The 18,302-nt window shown below is 41.6% G+C and carries 17 protein-coding genes; 4 read left to right on the top strand and 13 right to left on the bottom strand.

Annotated elements, in window-relative coordinates:
* Positions 1-140 precede the first annotated feature (140 nt).
* Complete coding sequence (parC, locus tag WCP75_RS03540; RefSeq protein ID WP_336276875.1) at positions 141-2,390, top strand: DNA topoisomerase IV subunit A; 2,250 nt, start codon at positions 141-143, stop codon at positions 2,388-2,390.
* Between the two features lie 89 nt (positions 2,391-2,479).
* Here the strand turns inward: parC and WCP75_RS03545 are convergent, their stop codons facing one another.
* The 10 genes from WCP75_RS03545 to rpe form a co-directional block, all read right to left on the bottom strand.
* Complete coding sequence (locus WCP75_RS03545) at positions 2,480-3,727, bottom strand: multidrug effflux MFS transporter (protein WP_336276876.1); 1,248 nt, start codon at positions 3,725-3,727, stop codon at positions 2,480-2,482.
* A gap of 99 nt (positions 3,728-3,826) precedes the next feature.
* Positions 3,827-4,159, bottom strand: a complete 333-nt coding sequence (grxD, locus tag WCP75_RS03550) for a Grx4 family monothiol glutaredoxin (RefSeq protein WP_336276877.1) — start codon at positions 4,157-4,159, stop codon at positions 3,827-3,829.
* A 105-nt stretch (positions 4,160-4,264) separates the two neighbouring features.
* Positions 4,265-4,498: a BolA/IbaG family iron-sulfur metabolism protein gene (locus tag WCP75_RS03555; protein ID WP_336276878.1), complete on the bottom strand. Its 234-nt coding sequence runs from the start codon at positions 4,496-4,498 to the stop codon at positions 4,265-4,267.
* A gap of 67 nt (positions 4,499-4,565) precedes the next feature.
* Positions 4,566-6,782 (bottom strand): phosphoribosylformylglycinamidine synthase subunit PurL, encoded by a 2,217-nt coding sequence (gene purL / locus WCP75_RS03560; RefSeq protein WP_336276879.1) that lies wholly within the window; start codon positions 6,780-6,782, stop codon positions 4,566-4,568.
* A 281-nt stretch (positions 6,783-7,063) separates the two neighbouring features.
* Positions 7,064-7,738 carry a phosphoribosylformylglycinamidine synthase subunit PurQ gene (gene purQ / locus WCP75_RS03565; protein ID WP_336276880.1) on the bottom strand — a complete coding sequence of 225 codons (675 nt, stop codon included), beginning with the start codon at positions 7,736-7,738 and terminating at the stop codon, positions 7,064-7,066.
* 12 nt (positions 7,739-7,750) lie between these two features.
* Entirely contained in the window at positions 7,751-7,990 is a 240-nt protein-coding gene (gene purS / locus WCP75_RS03570) for a phosphoribosylformylglycinamidine synthase subunit PurS (protein ID WP_336276881.1), read from the bottom strand.
* An 89-nt stretch (positions 7,991-8,079) separates the two neighbouring features.
* Positions 8,080-8,844, bottom strand: coding sequence for a phosphoribosylaminoimidazolesuccinocarboxamide synthase (gene purC, locus WCP75_RS03575; RefSeq protein WP_336276882.1), 765 nt, complete (start codon positions 8,842-8,844; stop codon positions 8,080-8,082).
* Positions 8,845-9,012: 168 nt separating this feature from the next.
* Positions 9,013-9,561 carry an RBBP9/YdeN family alpha/beta hydrolase gene (locus WCP75_RS03580; RefSeq protein WP_336276883.1) on the bottom strand — a complete coding sequence of 183 codons (549 nt, stop codon included), beginning with the start codon at positions 9,559-9,561 and terminating at the stop codon, positions 9,013-9,015.
* Positions 9,562-9,640: 79 nt separating this feature from the next.
* Positions 9,641-10,942 (bottom strand): adenylosuccinate lyase, encoded by a 1,302-nt coding sequence (purB, locus tag WCP75_RS03585; protein ID WP_336276884.1) that lies wholly within the window; start codon positions 10,940-10,942, stop codon positions 9,641-9,643.
* A 10-nt stretch (positions 10,943-10,952) separates the two neighbouring features.
* Entirely contained in the window at positions 10,953-11,621 is a 669-nt protein-coding gene (gene rpe / locus WCP75_RS03590) for a ribulose-phosphate 3-epimerase (RefSeq protein ID WP_336276885.1), read from the bottom strand.
* 144 nt (positions 11,622-11,765) lie between these two features.
* Between rpe and WCP75_RS03595 the strand changes: the two genes are divergently transcribed.
* Positions 11,766-12,302 carry a flavin reductase gene (locus WCP75_RS03595; RefSeq protein ID WP_336276886.1) on the top strand — a complete coding sequence of 179 codons (537 nt, stop codon included), beginning with the start codon at positions 11,766-11,768 and terminating at the stop codon, positions 12,300-12,302.
* Positions 12,303-12,471: 169 nt separating this feature from the next.
* Entirely contained in the window at positions 12,472-12,888 is a 417-nt protein-coding gene (dksA, locus tag WCP75_RS03600) for an RNA polymerase-binding protein DksA (protein WP_336276887.1), read from the top strand.
* 52 nt (positions 12,889-12,940) lie between these two features.
* On the opposite strand, the gene WCP75_RS03605 is transcribed toward dksA, so the two are convergent.
* Entirely contained in the window at positions 12,941-13,471 is a 531-nt protein-coding gene (locus tag WCP75_RS03605; RefSeq protein ID WP_336276888.1) for a hypothetical protein, read from the bottom strand.
* A gap of 213 nt (positions 13,472-13,684) precedes the next feature.
* Between WCP75_RS03605 and WCP75_RS03610 the strand changes: the two genes are divergently transcribed.
* A complete protein-coding gene (locus WCP75_RS03610) occupies positions 13,685-16,231 on the top strand; it encodes a response regulator (RefSeq protein ID WP_336276889.1) in 2,547 nt (848 codons plus the stop codon).
* Between the two features lie 264 nt (positions 16,232-16,495).
* Here WCP75_RS03610 and purN read toward each other — a convergent pair whose 3' ends face one another.
* Complete coding sequence (purN, locus tag WCP75_RS03615; protein ID WP_336276890.1) at positions 16,496-17,107, bottom strand: phosphoribosylglycinamide formyltransferase; 612 nt, start codon at positions 17,105-17,107, stop codon at positions 16,496-16,498.
* On the bottom strand, positions 17,104-18,189 hold the full coding sequence (gene purM, locus WCP75_RS03620; protein WP_336276891.1) for a phosphoribosylformylglycinamidine cyclo-ligase: 1,086 nt from the start codon (positions 18,187-18,189) through the stop codon (positions 17,104-17,106). Before purM ends, purN begins: the two co-directional genes overlap by 4 nt.
* Positions 18,190-18,302: the final 113 nt, after the last annotated feature.

Raw genomic sequence — 18,302 nt, forward strand, 5'->3', positions numbered from 1 at the left:
CGTTAATTCTTTAATCACAATGTTTATTTTATAAAGATAAGCTTTTAATAAAACTAAAAAACTAATGAAAGTTGCACTTTAGGAGTTTATGGAATAAGTGATCGTTATCTTGGAATTTATTCCACAAGCACGCTAATATTATGTCTGACAAAATGAATTTACCTTTTGAGAAAGAACATATTAAACCGATAGAGTTACGTTCTGCTTTGCAGGAGCGTTATTTATCCTACGCGCTTTCTACCATTACTCATCGTGCACTGCCTGATGTGCGTGATGGACTAAAACCTGTACATCGGCGTATCATTCACGCTATGCGTTTGCTTAAACTTAATCCCGGACAGTCTTACGCTAAGTGCGCGCGAATTGTCGGTGATGTGATGGGAAAGTTTCATCCTCATGGTGATTCGTCCATTTACGATGCATTAGTGCGTTTAGCCCAAAGTTTCGCAGTTCGTTATCCATTGATTGATGGACAAGGGAATTTTGGTAACATTGACGGCGATAATGCTGCTGCTATGCGTTATACGGAAGCACGCATGACTGAAGTGGCTGCGTTACTGCTTGAAGGGATTAACGAAAATGTCATTGATTTTCGTTTAACCTATAACGAAGAAGGTGAAGAGCCTGTGGTTTTACCAGGAGCTTTTCCCAATCTTTTGGCTAATGGTTCATCAGGTATCGCTGTTGGTATGGCAACGTCCATTCCGCCTCATAATGTTGCTGAACTATGCGATGCTGCGCTGCATTTAATTGATCATCCTGATGCTAATCACGAGAAATTAAATGAGTTCGTTCTCGGGCCCGATTTCCCAACGGGTGGAATTTTAATCGAGCCTAAGAAGAGTATTGAAGAATCTTATCGTGTGGGACGTGGTTTTTTTCGGTTGCGTTCACGTTGGCATCAAGAAGATGGCAGTCGTGGTTCTTACGTTATTATTGTTACTGAAATTCCGTATCAAGTTCAAAAATCGCGACTCATTGAAAAAACAGCAGAATTATTAATAGCTCGGCGTTTGCCAATGCTTGAGGATATTCGTGATGAGTCAGCAGAAGATATCCGAATCGTTCTTGTTCCAAAAAATCGTACAATTGATCCTGATCTCCTTATGGAGTCGCTTTTTAAATTGACTGATTTTGAAGTAAGGTTTCCTTTAAATCTCAATGTATTATCTTTTGGAAAAGTGCCGAACGTTCTCTCCTTGCGCGAAACTTTGCAGCAATGGCTTGAACACAGGAAAGAAGTTCTCATTCGCCGCTCAACTCACCGCCTTAGTGAAATTGATTCTCGATTAGAAATTCTGCATGGATACCTCATTGCATATTTGAATCTCGATGAAGTTATTCGGATTATTCGTGAAGAAGATGATTCTAAAAAGGAACTAATCATACATTTTAAATTAACGGAAAACCAAGCTGAAGCCATTCTTAATATGCGATTACGATCTTTGCATAAACTTGAAGAATTTGAAATTCGTAAGGAGTTTACAACTTTAGAGACAGAAAAACGAAAATTACAAGATTTACTGAATTCTAATGTAGAACAATGGAAGGTGATTGCAGAAGAAATAATAAAGGTTCGTACATTTTTTGGTCCTGAAACATTCCTGGGAAAAAGACGTACGACATTTGAAAATGCTCCTAGGTATGATGTAGACAAAATTCATCAGGCTATGATTGAAAAAGAGCCAGTGACTATTGTTATTTCCGAAAAAGGCTGGATGCGCGCCTTAAAAGGTCATTTAAGTGATTATAAAACACTTTCTTTTAAAGAAGGTGATCGTTTGAAACTAGCTTTTCCCGCATTCACTACAGATAAGATCATCATGGTTAGTACGGGTGGAAAGTGCTTTACCGTTAGTGCTAGCATTCTACCTGGAGGTCGGGGCCATGGCGAACCAGTTCGTATCTTAATTGATATGGATGATGAACATGATATTTTAACAGCTTTTGTGCACAATCCGCAGGAGAAACGGCTTTTGGTGTCATCGCATGGAAATGGCTTTATTATTTCTGAGACTGAGATAGTTGCTAATACGCGAAAAGGAAAGCAGGTTATGAATGTGAAGTTTCCTGACAGGGTTGCTCTCTGCATTTTAGTTAATGGAGATCATATCGCAGTGGTCGGAGAAAATCGAAAAATGCTCATTTTTTCTATCAAGGAAATACCAGAAATGAATCGCGGTAAGGGTGTACGTTTGCAGCGGTACAAGGACGGCGGTATCTGCGATGTCAAAACCTTTGATCTATCAGAAGGGTTAAATTGGCAAGATGCTGCGGAGCGTAACTTCAGTCGTCAAGCTGATGAACTTACTGAGTGGATGGGTACACGTGCCGGGGTGGGACGCTCGGTTCCTAAAGGGTTTCCAAAATCAGGAAAATTTACCAACTAATTGGGTCTATTGCATAAAATCTCTATTCCTAAACTATGATATCAAGGCTAGCGCGTTACTGCTTTTTTAAAAATTTCCTTATTTTCTGTTTATCTTTGATCACGCTGTGAGAAGAGTCGTCCACGCTCCGCCCACAAGACAAGCAGTATAGCAACGAGGCTTAGGAAGAAAAATCCCGCTGAATTAGGGACCGTTGTCCCATCGAATTGTTGAGCGGTGACAAAAGCAAGGCTCGCACCAATGGAGCTTTGGAGAAAGCCAGACACAGAAGATGCAGTCCCTGCGATTTTCCCGAGGGGTTCCAGCGCTAGAGCGTTGAAATTAGCCATCATTCCTCCACATGCGAACATCAAGGTGCAGTACAAGAACATGTAAAGAGGAAAGGAGACAGCACCACCTGAAAGGGTTGAACCTGCAAACCAAATGCAAGAGGCCGCGCAGAACAAGAGGAGCATACTGTGAGAAATGCGCCGCATTCCGAAGCGTTCGACGAACAAGGAGTTTAAGAAGGATGACACAACTTCTGATGCCGCGCCAATCGCAAAGGCCAAGGGAAACCAGAGACCGAGATTATAGATTCCTTCGTAAGTTTGTTGTGATGTATTAATAGCGATGAAGATGCATCCTAAAATGATAGAAGCGGCAAGTGTATAAGAGAGGCTAGAGCGATTAGTCACGACAAGCCAGAGGTTGTTTTTTATAGAAGAAAACGAAAGGGATCGCTGCACGTGAAGGGTTTCAGGGAGGCGTAAATAAATCCAAATCATGAGCCCAAAGCCGACAGCGCCCATGAATGCGAAAACAAGTTGCCAATGTCCGAAGAGGAGGACTACTTGCCCTACCGCAGGTCCGACCATTGGTGCGATAAGGAAGACCATCATGACTATGGACATAACTTCTGCCATTTTCCGGCCACTATAGAGATCGCGTATAATAGAGAACGTGAGTACACGCATAGCCGCTCCTCCGATTCCCTGTATTACGCGTAAAAAAAGCAGTGCAGATAGGCTCGACACGAATACACAACAGATTGCCGCGAATGAATATAGAGCTAAGCCAAAGAGCACGAGCTTACGTCGCCCGTAGCGGTCGCTCACAGGGCCGAAGAATATTTGTGTAACGCCATAGCTGATAAGATAAAACGATATAATGTAATGCTGATCGTTTTCGTTGGTGACATGTAGGCTTTTTAAAATATCAGACATAGCAGGCAGAACGATGTCAATGGCGATGGAGTTTATTGTCATAAGTGCACCGAGGACAATGACAAGCTCCCTATATCCGATTTTTGTTTTGATCGAATCTATGTGTTTTTGTTCACTGACTGAATGCAGCATATATATCCCCAGAAATAGAAAAACAACTTAACAACAACCCACACAAGAGTCTAAAATAGACCGAGGACTGTTCTTGATACACGGAAGTGAAAAAGAATACTATGGTATACGAAATGGGATATCTTTTTCTTTCAGAAATTTCTGCAGTTCGTTGCTTTGAAACATTTCCTTTACGATATCACAACCCCCTATAAACTCCCCCTTAATGTAAAGCTGCGGGATTGTTGGCCAATTCGAATAATCTTTTATTCCCTGGCGCAACTCACCTGAAGCCAGGATATCAATTCCCTTGAAATTCAATCCCATATACTCGAGAATTTGAACAACTTGACCAGAAAATCCACACTGCGGAGAGTCAGGAGTCCCCTTCATGAATAACACAACGTCATTTTCTCTAATCTCTTTATCAATAAAATCATGAGTAGCGGTCATTCTTATTCCTCAACACCGCAATCGCGGACACTTTAAACGTATACACCGACAACAATCCACCTTCTAATCGTATTTATGGGGTGAATGCAAGCATAAATTTTGAAATTATTTAGGAGGGCTCGTCTGAAGCGCTAAAGCATGTAGCGTGTCCCCCATCTTACCTTTGAGGGCATCATAGACCATTCTATGTTGTTGGACACGACTTTTGCCTCGGAAACTTTCTGAAACAACCTCCGCTGCGTAGTGCTCACCATCTCCTGCAAGATCGCTAATCACCACTTTTGCATCAGGAATACTCTCAAGAATAAGGGCTTTAATTATATGAGCTTCCATTGCCATGAATTATTTTTCTCCAATTAGTTTGCCATCTTTTTTAAGGATGGTGTAAGTTAATAGGGACGAACAATTACTCAATCTTCTCCATAAAGTCCGGAAACCAGCGTTCATAAGCTTCCGTCAGCTCGGTGATTGAGAGACTCAGTACGTCCTCTATATCCAGTCCATCGCCTCCAACTACACCAAGCTTCGTGAATGGAACGCCACTCATTTGTGCGAGATCTTCAAAATCGTCGAGTGCATCTGGCTTTACAGCCAAAAGATACCTCCCCTGATCTTCACCGAAGAGTTCAGCATGACGCGGTGATTTATTACTTAATTTTATTCTAATTCCCTTGCTGGCTTTAATTACCATCTCTGCAAGTGCGACCGCCAATCCTCCATCGGAAATATCATGAGCGGCACAAATAAAGCCACGACAAATTACATCTCGAACGAATTGACCATGTTTTTTCTCGAGTTGCAAATCTACGGGAGGTGGCGCGCCTTCGTCAATGTTCAAAATATCGCGCGCATAAATTGACTGGCCTAGATGTGAGCCGCAACGTCCAATCAAAACAACACTGTCTTCATTTTGCATGCCATAAATCGTTACTATTTTAGACCAATCGCTGAGAAGACCTACACCAGCTATCGTCGGTGTAGGTAAAATTGCTTCGCCGTTGGTTTCATTATAAAGGGATACGTTTCCTGAAACGATAGGAAAGTCGAGAACATTGCAGGCTTCTCCTATTCCTTGAATAGCTAAAATCAATTGACCCATAATTTCTGGTTTTTCAGGATTCCCAAAATTAAGATTATCCGTAGCCGCCAGCGGTGTCGCGCCTGTAGTACTAATATTACGCCAGCACTCCGCAACAGCTTGCTTTCCTCCTTCATAGGGATCAGCTTCACAATAACGGGGTGTTACATCAGAAGAAAAAGCAAGAGCACGCTTATCATTGTTGCTCACACGAACAACTCCTGCATCGCCTCCAGGGCGGACGAGGCTATTGCCCTGTATGAGTGTATCATATTGCTCATAAACCCACTTACGTGAACTCTGATTAGCGGAATTTAATAGCGTAAGAAGCGCACCGGAAAAGTTTTTAACCTCTTGAACATCTTCTGTTTTTAAAATATCCCTCGGAGTTGGTTTTTTCCAAGGGCGATCATAAACAGGGGCTTCGTTTCCGAGTTCTTTAATCGGAAGATTGACGACTTCTTCTCCTTTATGCGATACACGAAAACGTAGATCATCCGTTGTTTTTCCAATAACAGAAAAGTGTAGCCCCCACTTACGGAAAATTGCGGCTGCCCGCTCTTCCAGCTCAGGTTTAAGCACCATCAGCATACGTTCCTGGCTTTCGGAAAGCATCATTTCATACGCTGTCATATTTTCTTCACGAACAGGAACTTCATCGAGATCGAGCTTTATTCCTAAATTACCTTTTGCACCCATCTCGACTGCAGAGGACGTTAATCCCGCTGCTCCCATATCCTGGATAGCGACAACAGCCCTTAATTCCATTAATTCTAAACAAGCTTCAAGGAGACATTTTTCGGTAAAAGGGTCACCCACTTGAACGGTTGGACGTTTTTCGCTGATTGAGTCATCAAATTCTGCGGAAGCCATTGTCGCTCCACCGACACCGTCACGCCCTGTTTTAGCTCCAAGATAAACGACGGGAAGTCCTACTCCCTGCGCTTTAGAGTAAAAAAGAGAGTCTATCTTTGCAATGCCAGCTACGAAAGCATTAACAAGGATATTACCATTATAGCGCTTATCAAAATTCACTTCTCCGCCAACAGTTGGAACACCAAAGGCATTGCTATAGCCACCGATTCCAGAGACAACACCGGAGACAAGATGGCGTGTTCTAGGATGGTCAGGAGCACCAAATCGCAGTGCGTTCATCGCCGCGATGGGGCGTGCCCCCATCGTAAAAACATCACGCAAAATACCACCAACTCCTGTTGCTGCACCCTGATAAGGCTCAATGTAAGAAGGATGATTATGGCTTTCCATTTTGAAAACAACACATTGTCCCTGACCAATATCAACGACACCAGCATTTTCACCAGGTCCCTGAATGACACATTTCCCCTCAGTTGGCAAAGTTCTGAGCCATTTTTTAGACGATTTGTAGGAACAATGTTCATTCCACATTGCAGAAAAAATTCCAAGCTCGGTAAATGTCGGCTCTCTGCCAATTAAGGTCAAAATACGCCGATACTCATCGTCTTTAAGACCATGTTGTGCAATTAATTCTGGTGTAATAACTACTACGTTGCTGCGAAGATTCATGGGTATTCCATTCTGTAAAATTAGTTAAAACCTAGCATCTTTATTATTCTAAATCCAGCCTACAGAATCACCATTTAGCAACGAAATAGTCGAAACTACAAATTGATATCTTTCTGATCCAGAAGGTAGGTATAAACGCAAAAAATGACCTCATGAAAGGTTTTCATATTTTAAAACGGCGAATAATGCCCACTGTTATTTGTGGAAATCTTATTTTGTAAATATAATTGAAAAAACAACATGCACATACGTTTCGAAACTGCGAAGAGGCACAATTTTTATCATTGTCCATTTATCAGTCCTAAAACGCTCTCGAAGAGTAAACGGCCGTCGCTACCACCGTGGGCGGGCTCGATGAAATTTTCAGGATGAGGCATCATGCCAAGAATATTCCCGCTTTTATTGACAATGCCAGCGATATTATTGATCGATCCGTTAGGATTTGTATCATCTGCATAACGAAAAACAACTTGTCCACTATCTTCCATCTGTTTTAACGTTTCACCATCAACGAAGTAATTCCCATCTTGGTGGGCGACAGGGCAACGAATAATTTGCCCCTTGAAATAACACTGAGAAAATCTCGTAGCTGCATTAGCCACTTCAAGCTTTATCTCGCGGCAGACGAATTTCAACGAAGCATTACGCATTAAAGCACCTGGCAATAACCCCGCTTCTAATAAAATTTGGAATCCATTGCATATCCCTATCACTGTGACACCTGCTTGTGCTTTCTCACGGATGGCCCGCATAACCGGCGTTCGTGCGGCAATAACCCCGCACCTTAAATAATCTCCGTAAGAAAAACCACCGGGAATGATAACGACATCAACAGCGGGGATTTCTGTGTCTGTTTGCCAGACTTTAAATGGTTCGATTCCAGTTATATAGGACAACGCTGCGATCATGTCTCGATCGCGATTTAATCCAGGCAATTGAACGACAGCAGTTTTCATGAAGCAATCCACCTACAGGAGTTCTATAGTGTAATTTTCAATAACAGCATTCACAAGCAACTCTTTACACATTCGCGTAAGCTTTTTCTCTGCAGATTCGGCTGACATATCATCAAGCTCGATATCAAAAACCTTTCCTTGGCGAATAGAATGAATGCCTCTGAAGGATAAATTCTTAAAAGCACCAACAATCGCTTCACCTTGTGGGTCAAGGACACTATCCTTTAAAGTAACCGTAACACGTGCTTTCATCTTTTATTTCCTATTGCTAAAACACTTCTATTTCTAATCAAGGAGTCATCCCCGACGTACCGAGAAAGAGTGGAACCACACCACTTTTTTTATTTTACCAAAACCGGGCCACTTGGTCGGGGGGGTTCGTTTTCATTAATGATACCAAGACGCTTCGCGACTTCTTGGTAAGCGTCAAAAATCCCCCCCATATCACGGCGAAAACGGTCTTTATCCATTTTTTCTCGTGTTTCCATATCCCATAATCGAGCAGAATCAGGAGAAATTTCATCAGCAAGAACAACGCGCATCGTTTCATCTTCCCATAAGCGACCGAATTCCATCTTAAAATCAACAAGTTGGATATTAACAGCTGCAAAAAGTCCCGAAAGAAAATCATTAATACGGACTGAGAGTTGCATGATGTCCTCAACTTCTTGCGGAGCGGCCCACCCAAAAGCCGTGATATGTTCTTCGGTTACCATTGGATCATCAAGAGAATCGTTTTTATAATAGAATTCAATGATAGACTGCGAAAGGGTTGTCCCTTCTTCTAGACCTAAACGTTTAGAAAGAGAACCAGCGGCGACATTTCGAACAACAACTTCTATGGGGATAATTTCAACCGCCTTAATGAGTTGTTCGCGCATATTTATGCGTTTGATAAAATGCGTCGGAATCCCCAGTCGGCTAAGATGGCTAAAAATATGTTCCGAGATACGGTTATTTAAAACCCCTTTCCCATCGATAATTTCATACTTTTTAGCATTAAAGGCAGTCGTATCATCCTTAAAAAATTGAATATAAGTACCCGGTTCTGGGCCCTCATATAAAATTTTTGCTTTGCCTTCATAAACACGGTTGCGACGATTCATCATGACTCTCTAGCTTATTTAAGGAATTTAACGGTACTGATGAGGCACTACTATCCTAATTGACGAAAATTCTCAATGATCACTACGATAATTCTTAATTTTTTTACTATTCTGACTTAATAAGGGGAGTAAGGTGCATGAAAAAGCCATAAAAGCACTTTTATTGGGTTAAATTTTTGCAAGAAAATGAGAGAAAACCATGAGTCCTTCGGGCCAGGGCCCGTGTCCGGATTCTGCATTAATATGTCCGGATTGCCCAGCATCCACAAAAAGTGCTCCCCAGTCGTTTGCGAGTTTTTCTGCCACCGAGAATTGGCAAAATTCATCATTACGGCTAGCTATGATTATCGAAGGAAAAGGCAGTTTTTTGCTGTGATAGGGGCCAAATGTTCTTAAATGTCGCGGGCGTATTTTTTCATTAGCTACATCCGGAGGAGCAACAAAAAAAGCACCGCAAACCTTTTTTTCATCCTGTGCAATTGCATGGATGGCTGTAGGAACTCCTAACGAATGAGCAATAATGACGACAGGTTTTTTAGCATGTGAGATGGCGGTTTTTACCTTATCCACCCACTCTTCGTAAACGGGTTTTGACCAATGGTTTTGCTCAACGCGTCGGGCAGTAGATAGCTTTTTTTCCCAGCGTGTTTGCCAATGATCGGGACCAGATCCTTTATAGCCTGGAACAATAAGAATATCGAGTTGGTTTGCTTTCATGAATTACTTCTTTCGTTATGATTACGATCAAGACTGACTTCCAAGGAGACATATATAATTCTTTTAAGCAACCTCATCATCATCCAAAAACGCGTTTAAAAATCGTATCAATGTGTTTTGTGTGGTAAGAAAGATCGAATTTTTCGCGGAGTTCCGATTCACTTAAAGTTTTTGCAACATCTTCATCATTTAGAAGTTCTTCCAGAAAATCTTTCCCTTGTTCCCAAACCTTCATAGCATTTCGTTGCACAATCCGATAAGAGTCTTCTCTGCTGATTCCAGCTTGGGTGAGCGCCAAGAGCACCCGTTGTGAATGAATAAGCCCACGAAATTTATTAAGATTTTTTTGCATATTGTCTGGATAGACGACTAAGTTTTTAATAACAGACGTTAATCGAGAAAGAGCAAAGTCGAGTGTGATGGTTGCATCAGGACCAATGTAGCGTTCAACCGATGAATGAGAGATGTCACGTTCATGCCAAAGTGCTATATTTTCCATGGCGGGAATTGCAAATGCGCGTACCATGCGTGCTAGCCCAGTCAAGTTTTCCGTCAAAATAGGGTTACGTTTATGCGGCATGGCGGAAGAGCCTTTTTGCCCAGGTGAAAAATGCTCTTCTGCTTCGAGGACTTCTGTTCGTTGCAGATGTCGTATTTCCACAGCCAGTCTTTCAATAGATGAAGCAACGACACCAAGCGTCACAAAAAACATAGCGTGGCGGTCACGTGGTATAATCTGGGTAGAAATAGGTTCGGGGTGCATTCCCAACGCCTTGGCTACATATTCTTCAACTCGTGGATCAATATTGGCAAAGGTTCCTACAGCGCCTGAAATAGCGCAAGTAGAAATTTCCTCACGTGCTGCGATAAGGCGTTTGCGGCAACGGGAAAACTCAGCATATGCGAGAGCAAATTTAGCACCAAATGTTGTCGGTTCAGCATGAATCCCGTGGCTACGCCCAACGGTAATCGTATTTTTATGCTCGAAAGCGCGCTCTTTTAATGCCTCAAGAAGCTGTTCTATATCCTTTATCAAAATATCGCTAGCACGCATCAATTGTATATTGAATGTCGTATCTAAGATGTCCGATGATGTCATACCTTGGTGGATAAAACGGGCCTCTGGTCCGATAAATTCAGCCAAATGGGTTAAAAATGCTATAACATCATGCTTAGTTATTTCTTCAATTTCATTAATGCGATCTACATTAAATTCAGCTTTTTTTCCTTTTTCCCAAATTATTTTTGCTGCTTCTTTTGGTATGATATCTAGTTGAGCTAATGCATCACAGGCATGTGCTTCAATTTCGAACCAAATTCTGTACTTCGTTTTTTGTGACCAAACTTCTGCTATTTCAGAACGGGAATAACGTGTTATCATAACTCTTACCTTATTGGGTTGCAGCTCGACGTAGCGCGTTTATACGTGTCTTGTAGAGCTCTTTACTTCCATTTTTATAAATTGCGGAGCCCGCGACAAACACATTTGCACCGGCTTTTGCTGCTGCTCCAATCGTATCCACAGTAATACCGCCATCAACTTCAAGGTCAATAGGTCGGCTAGCAATCATACTTCTAACTCGTTCAATTTTGTCTTTCATTTCCGGAATAAAACTTTGTCCACCAAAGCCAGGATTAACGGTCATGATGAGGACAATATCCAATTGGTCAAGCAAATAGTTGAGCACATGCTCTGGGGTGCTTGGATTGATCGAAACCCCAGCCTTTTTTCCCATTGCCTTTATTGTTTGTAATGAGCGGTGGAGATGGGAGCATGCCTCAGCATGAACTGTTATAATATCAGCGCCAGCCTTTGCAAATGCTTCAAGATAAGGATCCACTGGCGTTATCATAAGATGCACATCAAATATTGCGTTAGTCAACGGACGCAGCGCCTTGACTACACCAGGACCAAAAGTGATATTGGGAACGAAGTGACCATCCATGATATCAAGATGAATCCAGTCTGCACCAGCGTTAACGGTGTCCAGTACTTCTTGGCCAAGTTTGGAAAAATCAGAAGCTAAGAGTGAGGGCGAAATAAGGTGAGAACGAGGCATTCCAATCTCCTTGGTTTGTTCCTTTTTAGCATTTAATTAGATATGTTAAGTATCATTTATGTTACGATGTAAAAAAATGAAAATATATAATAGATCTTTTATTAAAATGTTTCTTGAATTTTAAAAGCTGTATAAGTGCAAGACATGTCGAATCGTATAACAACACGTTTAATGCCGAAAGCCCAGCGCGCTATCGCCGTTTCTCAGCAAGAATACCGAGATATTATGAGTCATTTTGCGGGGGCTGTACATATTGTGACAACAAACGGAAGTAATGGCAAGCGCGGGGTAACAGTTTCTGCTTGCTGTTCTTTATCGGATGATCCCCCAACTCTCCTCGTTTGCTTGAAACGCTATAATCCTAAGAATAAGTTGTTTATAAAGAACGGGAATTTTTGCGTTAATAGCTTGGCAGGAAAGCACCGTGCATTGGCAGATATTTTTTCTAAGCGCGGCAATCTCACACACGATGAATGTTTTGACTTAGTGCAATGGGATGCTTTACAAACTGGTGCACCTAGCCTTTTAGATGCTTTAGTGTCGATTGATTGCCGTTTAACTTGTTGTTACGAACATGCAACTCACTATGTTCTAATCGGTGAGGTTGTTGCGGTGAGTCGCAATGAAAAAGAGGACGCACTGATATATCTGAATCGTAAGTACCGTACTTTGCCTTTGTAAATACCTTTTTTCGTATCTTGACTAAAATAATGGTAGTACTGTACAAGAACGAAGTGGTTTGAAGAGTTTAAATAGAGGCTTTTGGCGTATTTATCGGAGCGGTTGATTATTTATCTGGTGAGCGTTTCATGATATGCGGGCCCACGTATCATATATGGAGGTTTATTGCATGAGCGAGCAGGTTGATAGCCAGTATCGTCCCAGCGAGGATGAGCCTTTTATGAATGAGCGGCAAAAGGCATATTTTCGTGCTAAGTTAATTTCTTGGAAAAATGATATATTGAGGGAAGCGAGGGAAACTTTAGAAAATTTACAGAGAGATAATGCTGGTCAGCCAGATTTAACGGATAGGGCATCTTGTGAAACTAATCGCACGATTGAATTACGTGCTCGTGATCGCCAGAGAAAGCTTATTTCAAAGATAGATGCAGCTTTAGAGCGTATTAATAACGGTACTTATGGATTTTGTGAGGAGACTGGCGAGCCTATCAGTGTGAGGCGCCTCGAGGCTAGACCAACGGCCGTTTTATCGCTGGAAGCGCAAGAACGTCATGAGAGAAGAGAAAAAGTTTACCGTGATGATTGAAGCTAGTTCTGCAACGGACGAGGCAAGTGTCCAGATTCCGGAGTTAGACACTTTACTTTCTCCGAGTGGGGACGGATAAAAAAGGTTCTTGCCGTCCTTCGGCATTGGCGGTTGTTGCTGGATCTTCTAAATATTGATTCAAAAAAGATGTAGGGGTCTCGTACATATGCTCTGCTTCATTTATAAGAACAGGTGTCCGCCCCGTATCACTGGGGTTTTTGTTGTTTTTTTTGGTTGTTGTCCGCACACTATCCCTTTGCTCATAGGTACTCTTATGTGTAGAGCACGTGTTTATAGCGTTAGACTCTACAACAACATCCACTGGCCCGCCAATGAGAATCAAATGTTCCATATCATCACGACGAACTAGGACAAGATAGCGCGCACGGTCGATACCGATCATCTCACATATAGCCAACCGCGGCGAATGCTTCTTTTTATTAACACCCAAATTTCCTTTATTGAAACGATTCAGGAATATAATAATCGCGAGAACAACCACGACAACTGCCGCGAAAAACACCAAACCTATGGTCACACTCGTTGTAAGCCCATCCAGTCGGTCTGATAACCAGGTATACATATCGCTTCTCCCATCTTATTAACGTGGATATTATTTTGCATTTATATAAATTTGTAAAGACACTTAAAACCCACTTATTAAATGATATGAAGCATCATTTTTTTAACATTGAGTAATTTTTGTTAGGTAGACACTTTTACGGGATTATTTCATAACAATGATTACTAAAGACAATTGTGGCATAAAAAATGGCCACAACCGAGGCAAATAGAGATGGACAGGGAAATTAGAAACAGCAAAATGCCGTGGTTTACTTCTTTGCATTGGAAAGGAGTGGTTTTTTCTATTATTTTCGTCATCGTCTTTCTGTCTGTTGTGGGTTCTTTGGGTTTTTTCTATCAAAAAAGCGACCTTCAGAAGGTTATGCTGGTGTCCTTTTTAGCCTTGGCGGTTATAGGCGTTATTGCGCTGGTTTTAATAGGGACGGGAATTTTGAGATACAACGCCGCGCACCTCCCCGGCGGTTTTGATTTCAGCATCTTTGACGACACCAGTGACGCGATTATAGTCTCAGATTTATCGGGTTCTGTTCGTTATTCCAACAAAAACTATCAACAAATCCCCACTTATAGACCCGAAGCTTCTTGCTACGCAGTCATTTCCAACCTCCCAGGGGCTGGCGCTCTCGCGTACCGTTTGAAAGTTTCTGCATACAATGATTCTTCAGCGCGAGAAGAGCTCAGGGTAGAGCAGCCAATATTCCCTCATTCTCCACATAAAAATTTTGCTTGGTACAATATTTCCGTTCAGCCGATAATTATACAGAAAAAAAAGCTTTTATTTTGGCGTATTTCCGATATTTCTCATCTTCAAGATTACCGCGAAACTTTTTTTTCGGACTTGCAAGAGGCTATTAATCATTTGGATCAGGCTCCTGTCGGCTTTTTGTCTGTCAGTGCACGGGGTGTGATTCTTTACGCAAATACGGTTTTTGCCGAGTGGCTCTCGATAGACCTAACAAATTTTTCCGTTGGTCAGCATAATTTTGATCAGTTACTCAATGGTATAGAGGAAAATAATGCGTGGAATGACATCCGCTCGCAATACGATAAATACAAAGATCTAGGTTATTCAACGCCTTATATGTTTCCGTTGTGTTTAAATTCAGATATTGGTAGCGAGAAAATATTTGACTGTTTTATGTGCGCGTCTTCTTTTTTGGAAGATGAAGTTGTTTATCGTATCGTGGCGATGCCGCGGCAAGTACAAAAAGAAGAGGGGAATCATCCATTAAAGTTACCGAGTGCGTTGGTAGAGTACTTTGACGCTAGCCCCTTTGCAATCGCAGTGGCCGATTTAAGAGGGCAGTTAACGCACGCAAATGATGCTTTTTCATCATTGATAGGATGCAAAAAAGAGGCAATTGATCTCTATTCTGTCATAGCCTGTGGTGATCATGAACAACTAAAACGTGCATTTCAAAAAATTGCGATGAGTAAAAATGTTTCAGTTTCAATAGACACGGTGCTAGAAAGCAATAAAGAATGCCATTTAAGCCTCCACATTGCTCCCGTACCCCTATTTCATGGTGAGGTATCACGAGATTCAGTCATCATATCCGTTATGGAGACGACAGAACAAAAAACTCTTGAAGATAAAATGATACAAAATCAAAAAATGCAGGCCATTGGACAATTGGCCGGCGGTATCGCTCATGATTTTAATAATGTCTTGACAGCAATTTTGATGTCATGTGATCTCCTTCTAAACACACATCGCAGCTCAGATCCAGCTCACGCCGACCTTATGAATATAAAAAACAACGTTAATCGGGCTGCTGCGCTCGTACAGCAGCTGTTAGCTTTTTCCAGAAAGCAGACACTTCGACCAGAGAAAGTTGATTTTACAGAACTTTTATCGGACATTCGTAATCTCATTTTGCCACTATTGGGTAACAACATTCAGTTGAAAATTATTCACGGAAGAGATTTATGGAGTGTTGAAGTTGACCAAGCATCTTTTCAGCGTGTTATTATGAATTTAGTTATTAATGCACGTGACGCTATGTCAAATGGAGGTATTGTCACAATTTCGACAAATAATATCACGAAACAACAGAGTGCCGAATTTGGCTATATTGGTCTTGCAATTGGTGAATATGTACAGTTAATCATTTCAGATACCGGGATCGGTATATCTTCTGCTATAAAAGGGAAGATATTTGAGCCTTTTTTTACGACAAAAGAGGTTGGAAAAGGAACAGGGCTCGGGTTGTCAATGGTTTATGGTATTATCAAACAGACGGGGGGTTATATCTACTGCGATAGCCGAGAAGGGGAAGGGACTGCATTTCGTATCTTTCTTCCTCGTTATATACCCGATGTTAGCGGAGAAATTTCCAAACAAATTGAGAACATGGAAGAACAGCAGGAGAGGAATACGGATCTAACAGGATCTGCGGTTGTTTTGTTAGTTGAAGATGAGGATTCTGTCAGAATGGGTGAGGTGAGAGCGCTAAAAATGAGGGGATATACTGTTTTGGAAGCCGCAAGTGGAATTGAAGCTCTTTCTGTTTTAGAAGAAAATAAAGGTGATGTGGATATCATTGTTTCTGACGTGGTAATGCCTGAAATGGATGGACCAACTTTGCTAAAAGAGGTACGTAGAAATTATCCCGATATAAAATTTATCTTTGTTTCCGGCTATACCAGAGATGCTTTTTCTAAAAATCTCCCGCAAGATGCTGTTTTTGGTTTTTTGCCAAAACCATTTACTCTCAGACAGTTAGCTCTGGCAGTTAAAGAGAATCTTGCACAATGATATAAGAAAATTGCGTATGTTAAGAGAATTTTTATACGCACATATCTAGAGACAGATGGCGCACAATGACCTCATAAAATTGGTGGTAACATGGCAAAAAAGATAACTAGGAAATAAATACTGCACATCTTGCAAAAAAAATTGTGGAGAAATAATTTTAGTTGCACCGATACCTCCCGATTTAACCCAAGTTCTGCGAGCAAGAAACAAACAAGATGAAGCGCTTAAAACAAGAGCATCAGCACAGTGCTTTGGCCAATACTTTTAGAAGGATAAAAGCTGTTGCTGGGCGTCTGCCATTATGCTGTCATCTTCGATAAAGGCTTTTAAAGTTTTAGGATAAAGCTTGTGTTCTGCTTTAAGTACTCTCTGTGCGAGGCTGCTCACTGTGTCATTGGGGAGAACTGGAACAGCCGCCTGAGCAAGTATCTTTCCTGCATCCATATCCTCTACAACAAGATGGACGGTGCAGCCGGTAATTTTTACACCTGCCTGTAAAACTTTTTCGTGAACATTTAAACCTTTGAATGAAGGCAAAAGGGACGGATGAATATTTAAGATTCGTCCTTCGTAAGGCTTTATAAAATGTGGTGAAACGAGGCGCATATAACCGGCAAAACATATAATATCTGGCTGATATCGAGCTAAAACCTCCAAGATGGATTTTTCGTGTTCTTCTCTGGTCAGGTAGCTTTTGCGATTAACAATATGCACGGGAAAATTATTATTACGTGCTCTTTCAATACCATTAGCGTGAGGGTTATCGCATACAACTGCAACGATTTTAGCAGGATACCCTTTTTCCTTGCTCGCTTCAGCAAGGGCTACCATATTCGATCCATTGCCAGAAATAAAAACAACGATTCGCTTTTTCATAGATGAAGTGTCCCTTTACAGATAATTCTTTTATCTTGGCGTTTTGTTAAAGTTCCGAGAAGAGTGACGGACTCTCCTTCTGTTTGAAGCGCTTGTACAATTTCTTCAATTGCGTATCGTGCCACAATGATAACGATGCCAATGCCGCAGTTAAACGTGCGCAACATTTCTCTCTCCTCTATATTACCTTGCTGAGCAATCCACGAAAAAACTGAGGGAACCTGGATAGCAGAAAGGTTTATTTCAGCACAGAGAGAAGGTGGGAGTACGCGTGGGATATTTTCAAGGAATCCTCCACCTGTGATGTGGGCGATAGCTTTGATTCCTTCATAATTACGCATAACGGATAGAAGCGACTTTACGTAAATGCGCGTTGGTGTGAGAAGTGCTGTTCCAAGATTCGTTTGAGGGTTGAAGGGGGCGGGGTCATCCCATTTTATATTATTTTGTTGGATGATGCGCCTGACGAGAGAAAATCCATTAGAATGGATTCCGGATGAGCTAATACCTAAAATAACGTCATCTTCTGCAAGATTTTTAGAGGGCAGTAGCGCATCGCGTTCCACGGCTCCTATAGCAAACCCTGCTAAATCATAGTCTCCTTCCGCGTACATATCGGGCATTTCCGCAGTCTCGCCTCCGATAAGAGCCGCACCTGCTTGTTGACATCCTGCCGCAATTCCAGAAACGATCGTGGCTCCTTGTTCAGGGTCAAGCTTTCCAGTTGCAAAATAATCAAGGAAAAAGAGAGGCTCAGCGCCTTGTACAATCAAATCATTGACGCACATAGCCACAAGATCAACACCGACAGTATCATGGATACCTGTTTCTATGGCAATTTTTAATTTTGTACCTACACCATCATTTGCGGCTACAAGAATGGGATCTATAAAGCCTGTCGCTTTTAAATCGAACAGACCACCAAAGCCGCCAATTTCTGCGTCTGCACCTGCTCGTTTTGTTAAACGTACGTAAGGTTTAATTTTTTCCACCATAGCGTTGCCCATATTAATATCCACGCCAGACTCCGCATAGGTGAGATTACGATTAGATTTGTTGCAAGTTGTATTTTGGTTGCTCATTGGAGCCTTCCTTCAAGAAAATCGAATTTTAAATTATGCAATGCCATGATAAAGTTTGCCCTACAAGAAATATTGAATATTTATTATCTAAGGAATAAATAATCCCTATTATA

The organism is Bartonella numerosa, from assembly GCF_037070845.1.
In the GTDB taxonomy this organism is placed as follows: domain Bacteria; phylum Pseudomonadota; class Alphaproteobacteria; order Rhizobiales; family Rhizobiaceae; genus Bartonella.

Bases quoted from the DNA above. Each gene is read 5' to 3' on its own strand.
- purN (WP_336276890.1), bottom strand. From the start codon at position 17,107: ATGAAAAAGCGAATCGTTGTTTTTATTTCTGGCAATGGATCGAATATG.
- grxD (WP_336276877.1), bottom strand. From the start codon at position 4,159: ATGACCGCTACTCATGATTTTATTGATAAAGAGATTAGAGAAAATGAC.
- dksA (WP_336276887.1), top strand. From the start codon at position 12,472: ATGAGCGAGCAGGTTGATAGCCAGTATCGTCCCAGCGAGGATGAGCCT.
- purL (WP_336276879.1), bottom strand. From the start codon at position 6,782: ATGAATCTTCGCAGCAACGTAGTAGTTATTACACCAGAATTAATTGCA.
- purB (WP_336276884.1), bottom strand. From the start codon at position 10,942: ATGATAACACGTTATTCCCGTTCTGAAATAGCAGAAGTTTGGTCACAA.
- purM (WP_336276891.1), bottom strand. From the start codon at position 18,189: ATGAGCAACCAAAATACAACTTGCAACAAATCTAATCGTAATCTCACC.
- purS (WP_336276881.1), bottom strand. From the start codon at position 7,990: ATGAAAGCACGTGTTACGGTTACTTTAAAGGATAGTGTCCTTGACCCA.
- WCP75_RS03545 (WP_336276876.1), bottom strand. From the start codon at position 3,727: ATGCTGCATTCAGTCAGTGAACAAAAACACATAGATTCGATCAAAACA.
- rpe (WP_336276885.1), bottom strand. From the start codon at position 11,621: ATGCCTCGTTCTCACCTTATTTCGCCCTCACTCTTAGCTTCTGATTTT.
- purQ (WP_336276880.1), bottom strand. From the start codon at position 7,738: ATGAAAACTGCTGTCGTTCAATTGCCTGGATTAAATCGCGATCGAGAC.
- WCP75_RS03580 (WP_336276883.1), bottom strand. From the start codon at position 9,561: ATGAAAGCAAACCAACTCGATATTCTTATTGTTCCAGGCTATAAAGGA.
- WCP75_RS03595 (WP_336276886.1), top strand. From the start codon at position 11,766: ATGTCGAATCGTATAACAACACGTTTAATGCCGAAAGCCCAGCGCGCT.
- WCP75_RS03555 (WP_336276878.1), bottom strand. From the start codon at position 4,498: ATGGCAATGGAAGCTCATATAATTAAAGCCCTTATTCTTGAGAGTATT.
- parC (WP_336276875.1), top strand. From the start codon at position 141: ATGTCTGACAAAATGAATTTACCTTTTGAGAAAGAACATATTAAACCG.
- WCP75_RS03610 (WP_336276889.1), top strand. From the start codon at position 13,685: ATGGACAGGGAAATTAGAAACAGCAAAATGCCGTGGTTTACTTCTTTG.
- purC (WP_336276882.1), bottom strand. From the start codon at position 8,844: ATGAATCGTCGCAACCGTGTTTATGAAGGCAAAGCAAAAATTTTATAT.
- WCP75_RS03605 (WP_336276888.1), bottom strand. From the start codon at position 13,471: ATGTATACCTGGTTATCAGACCGACTGGATGGGCTTACAACGAGTGTG.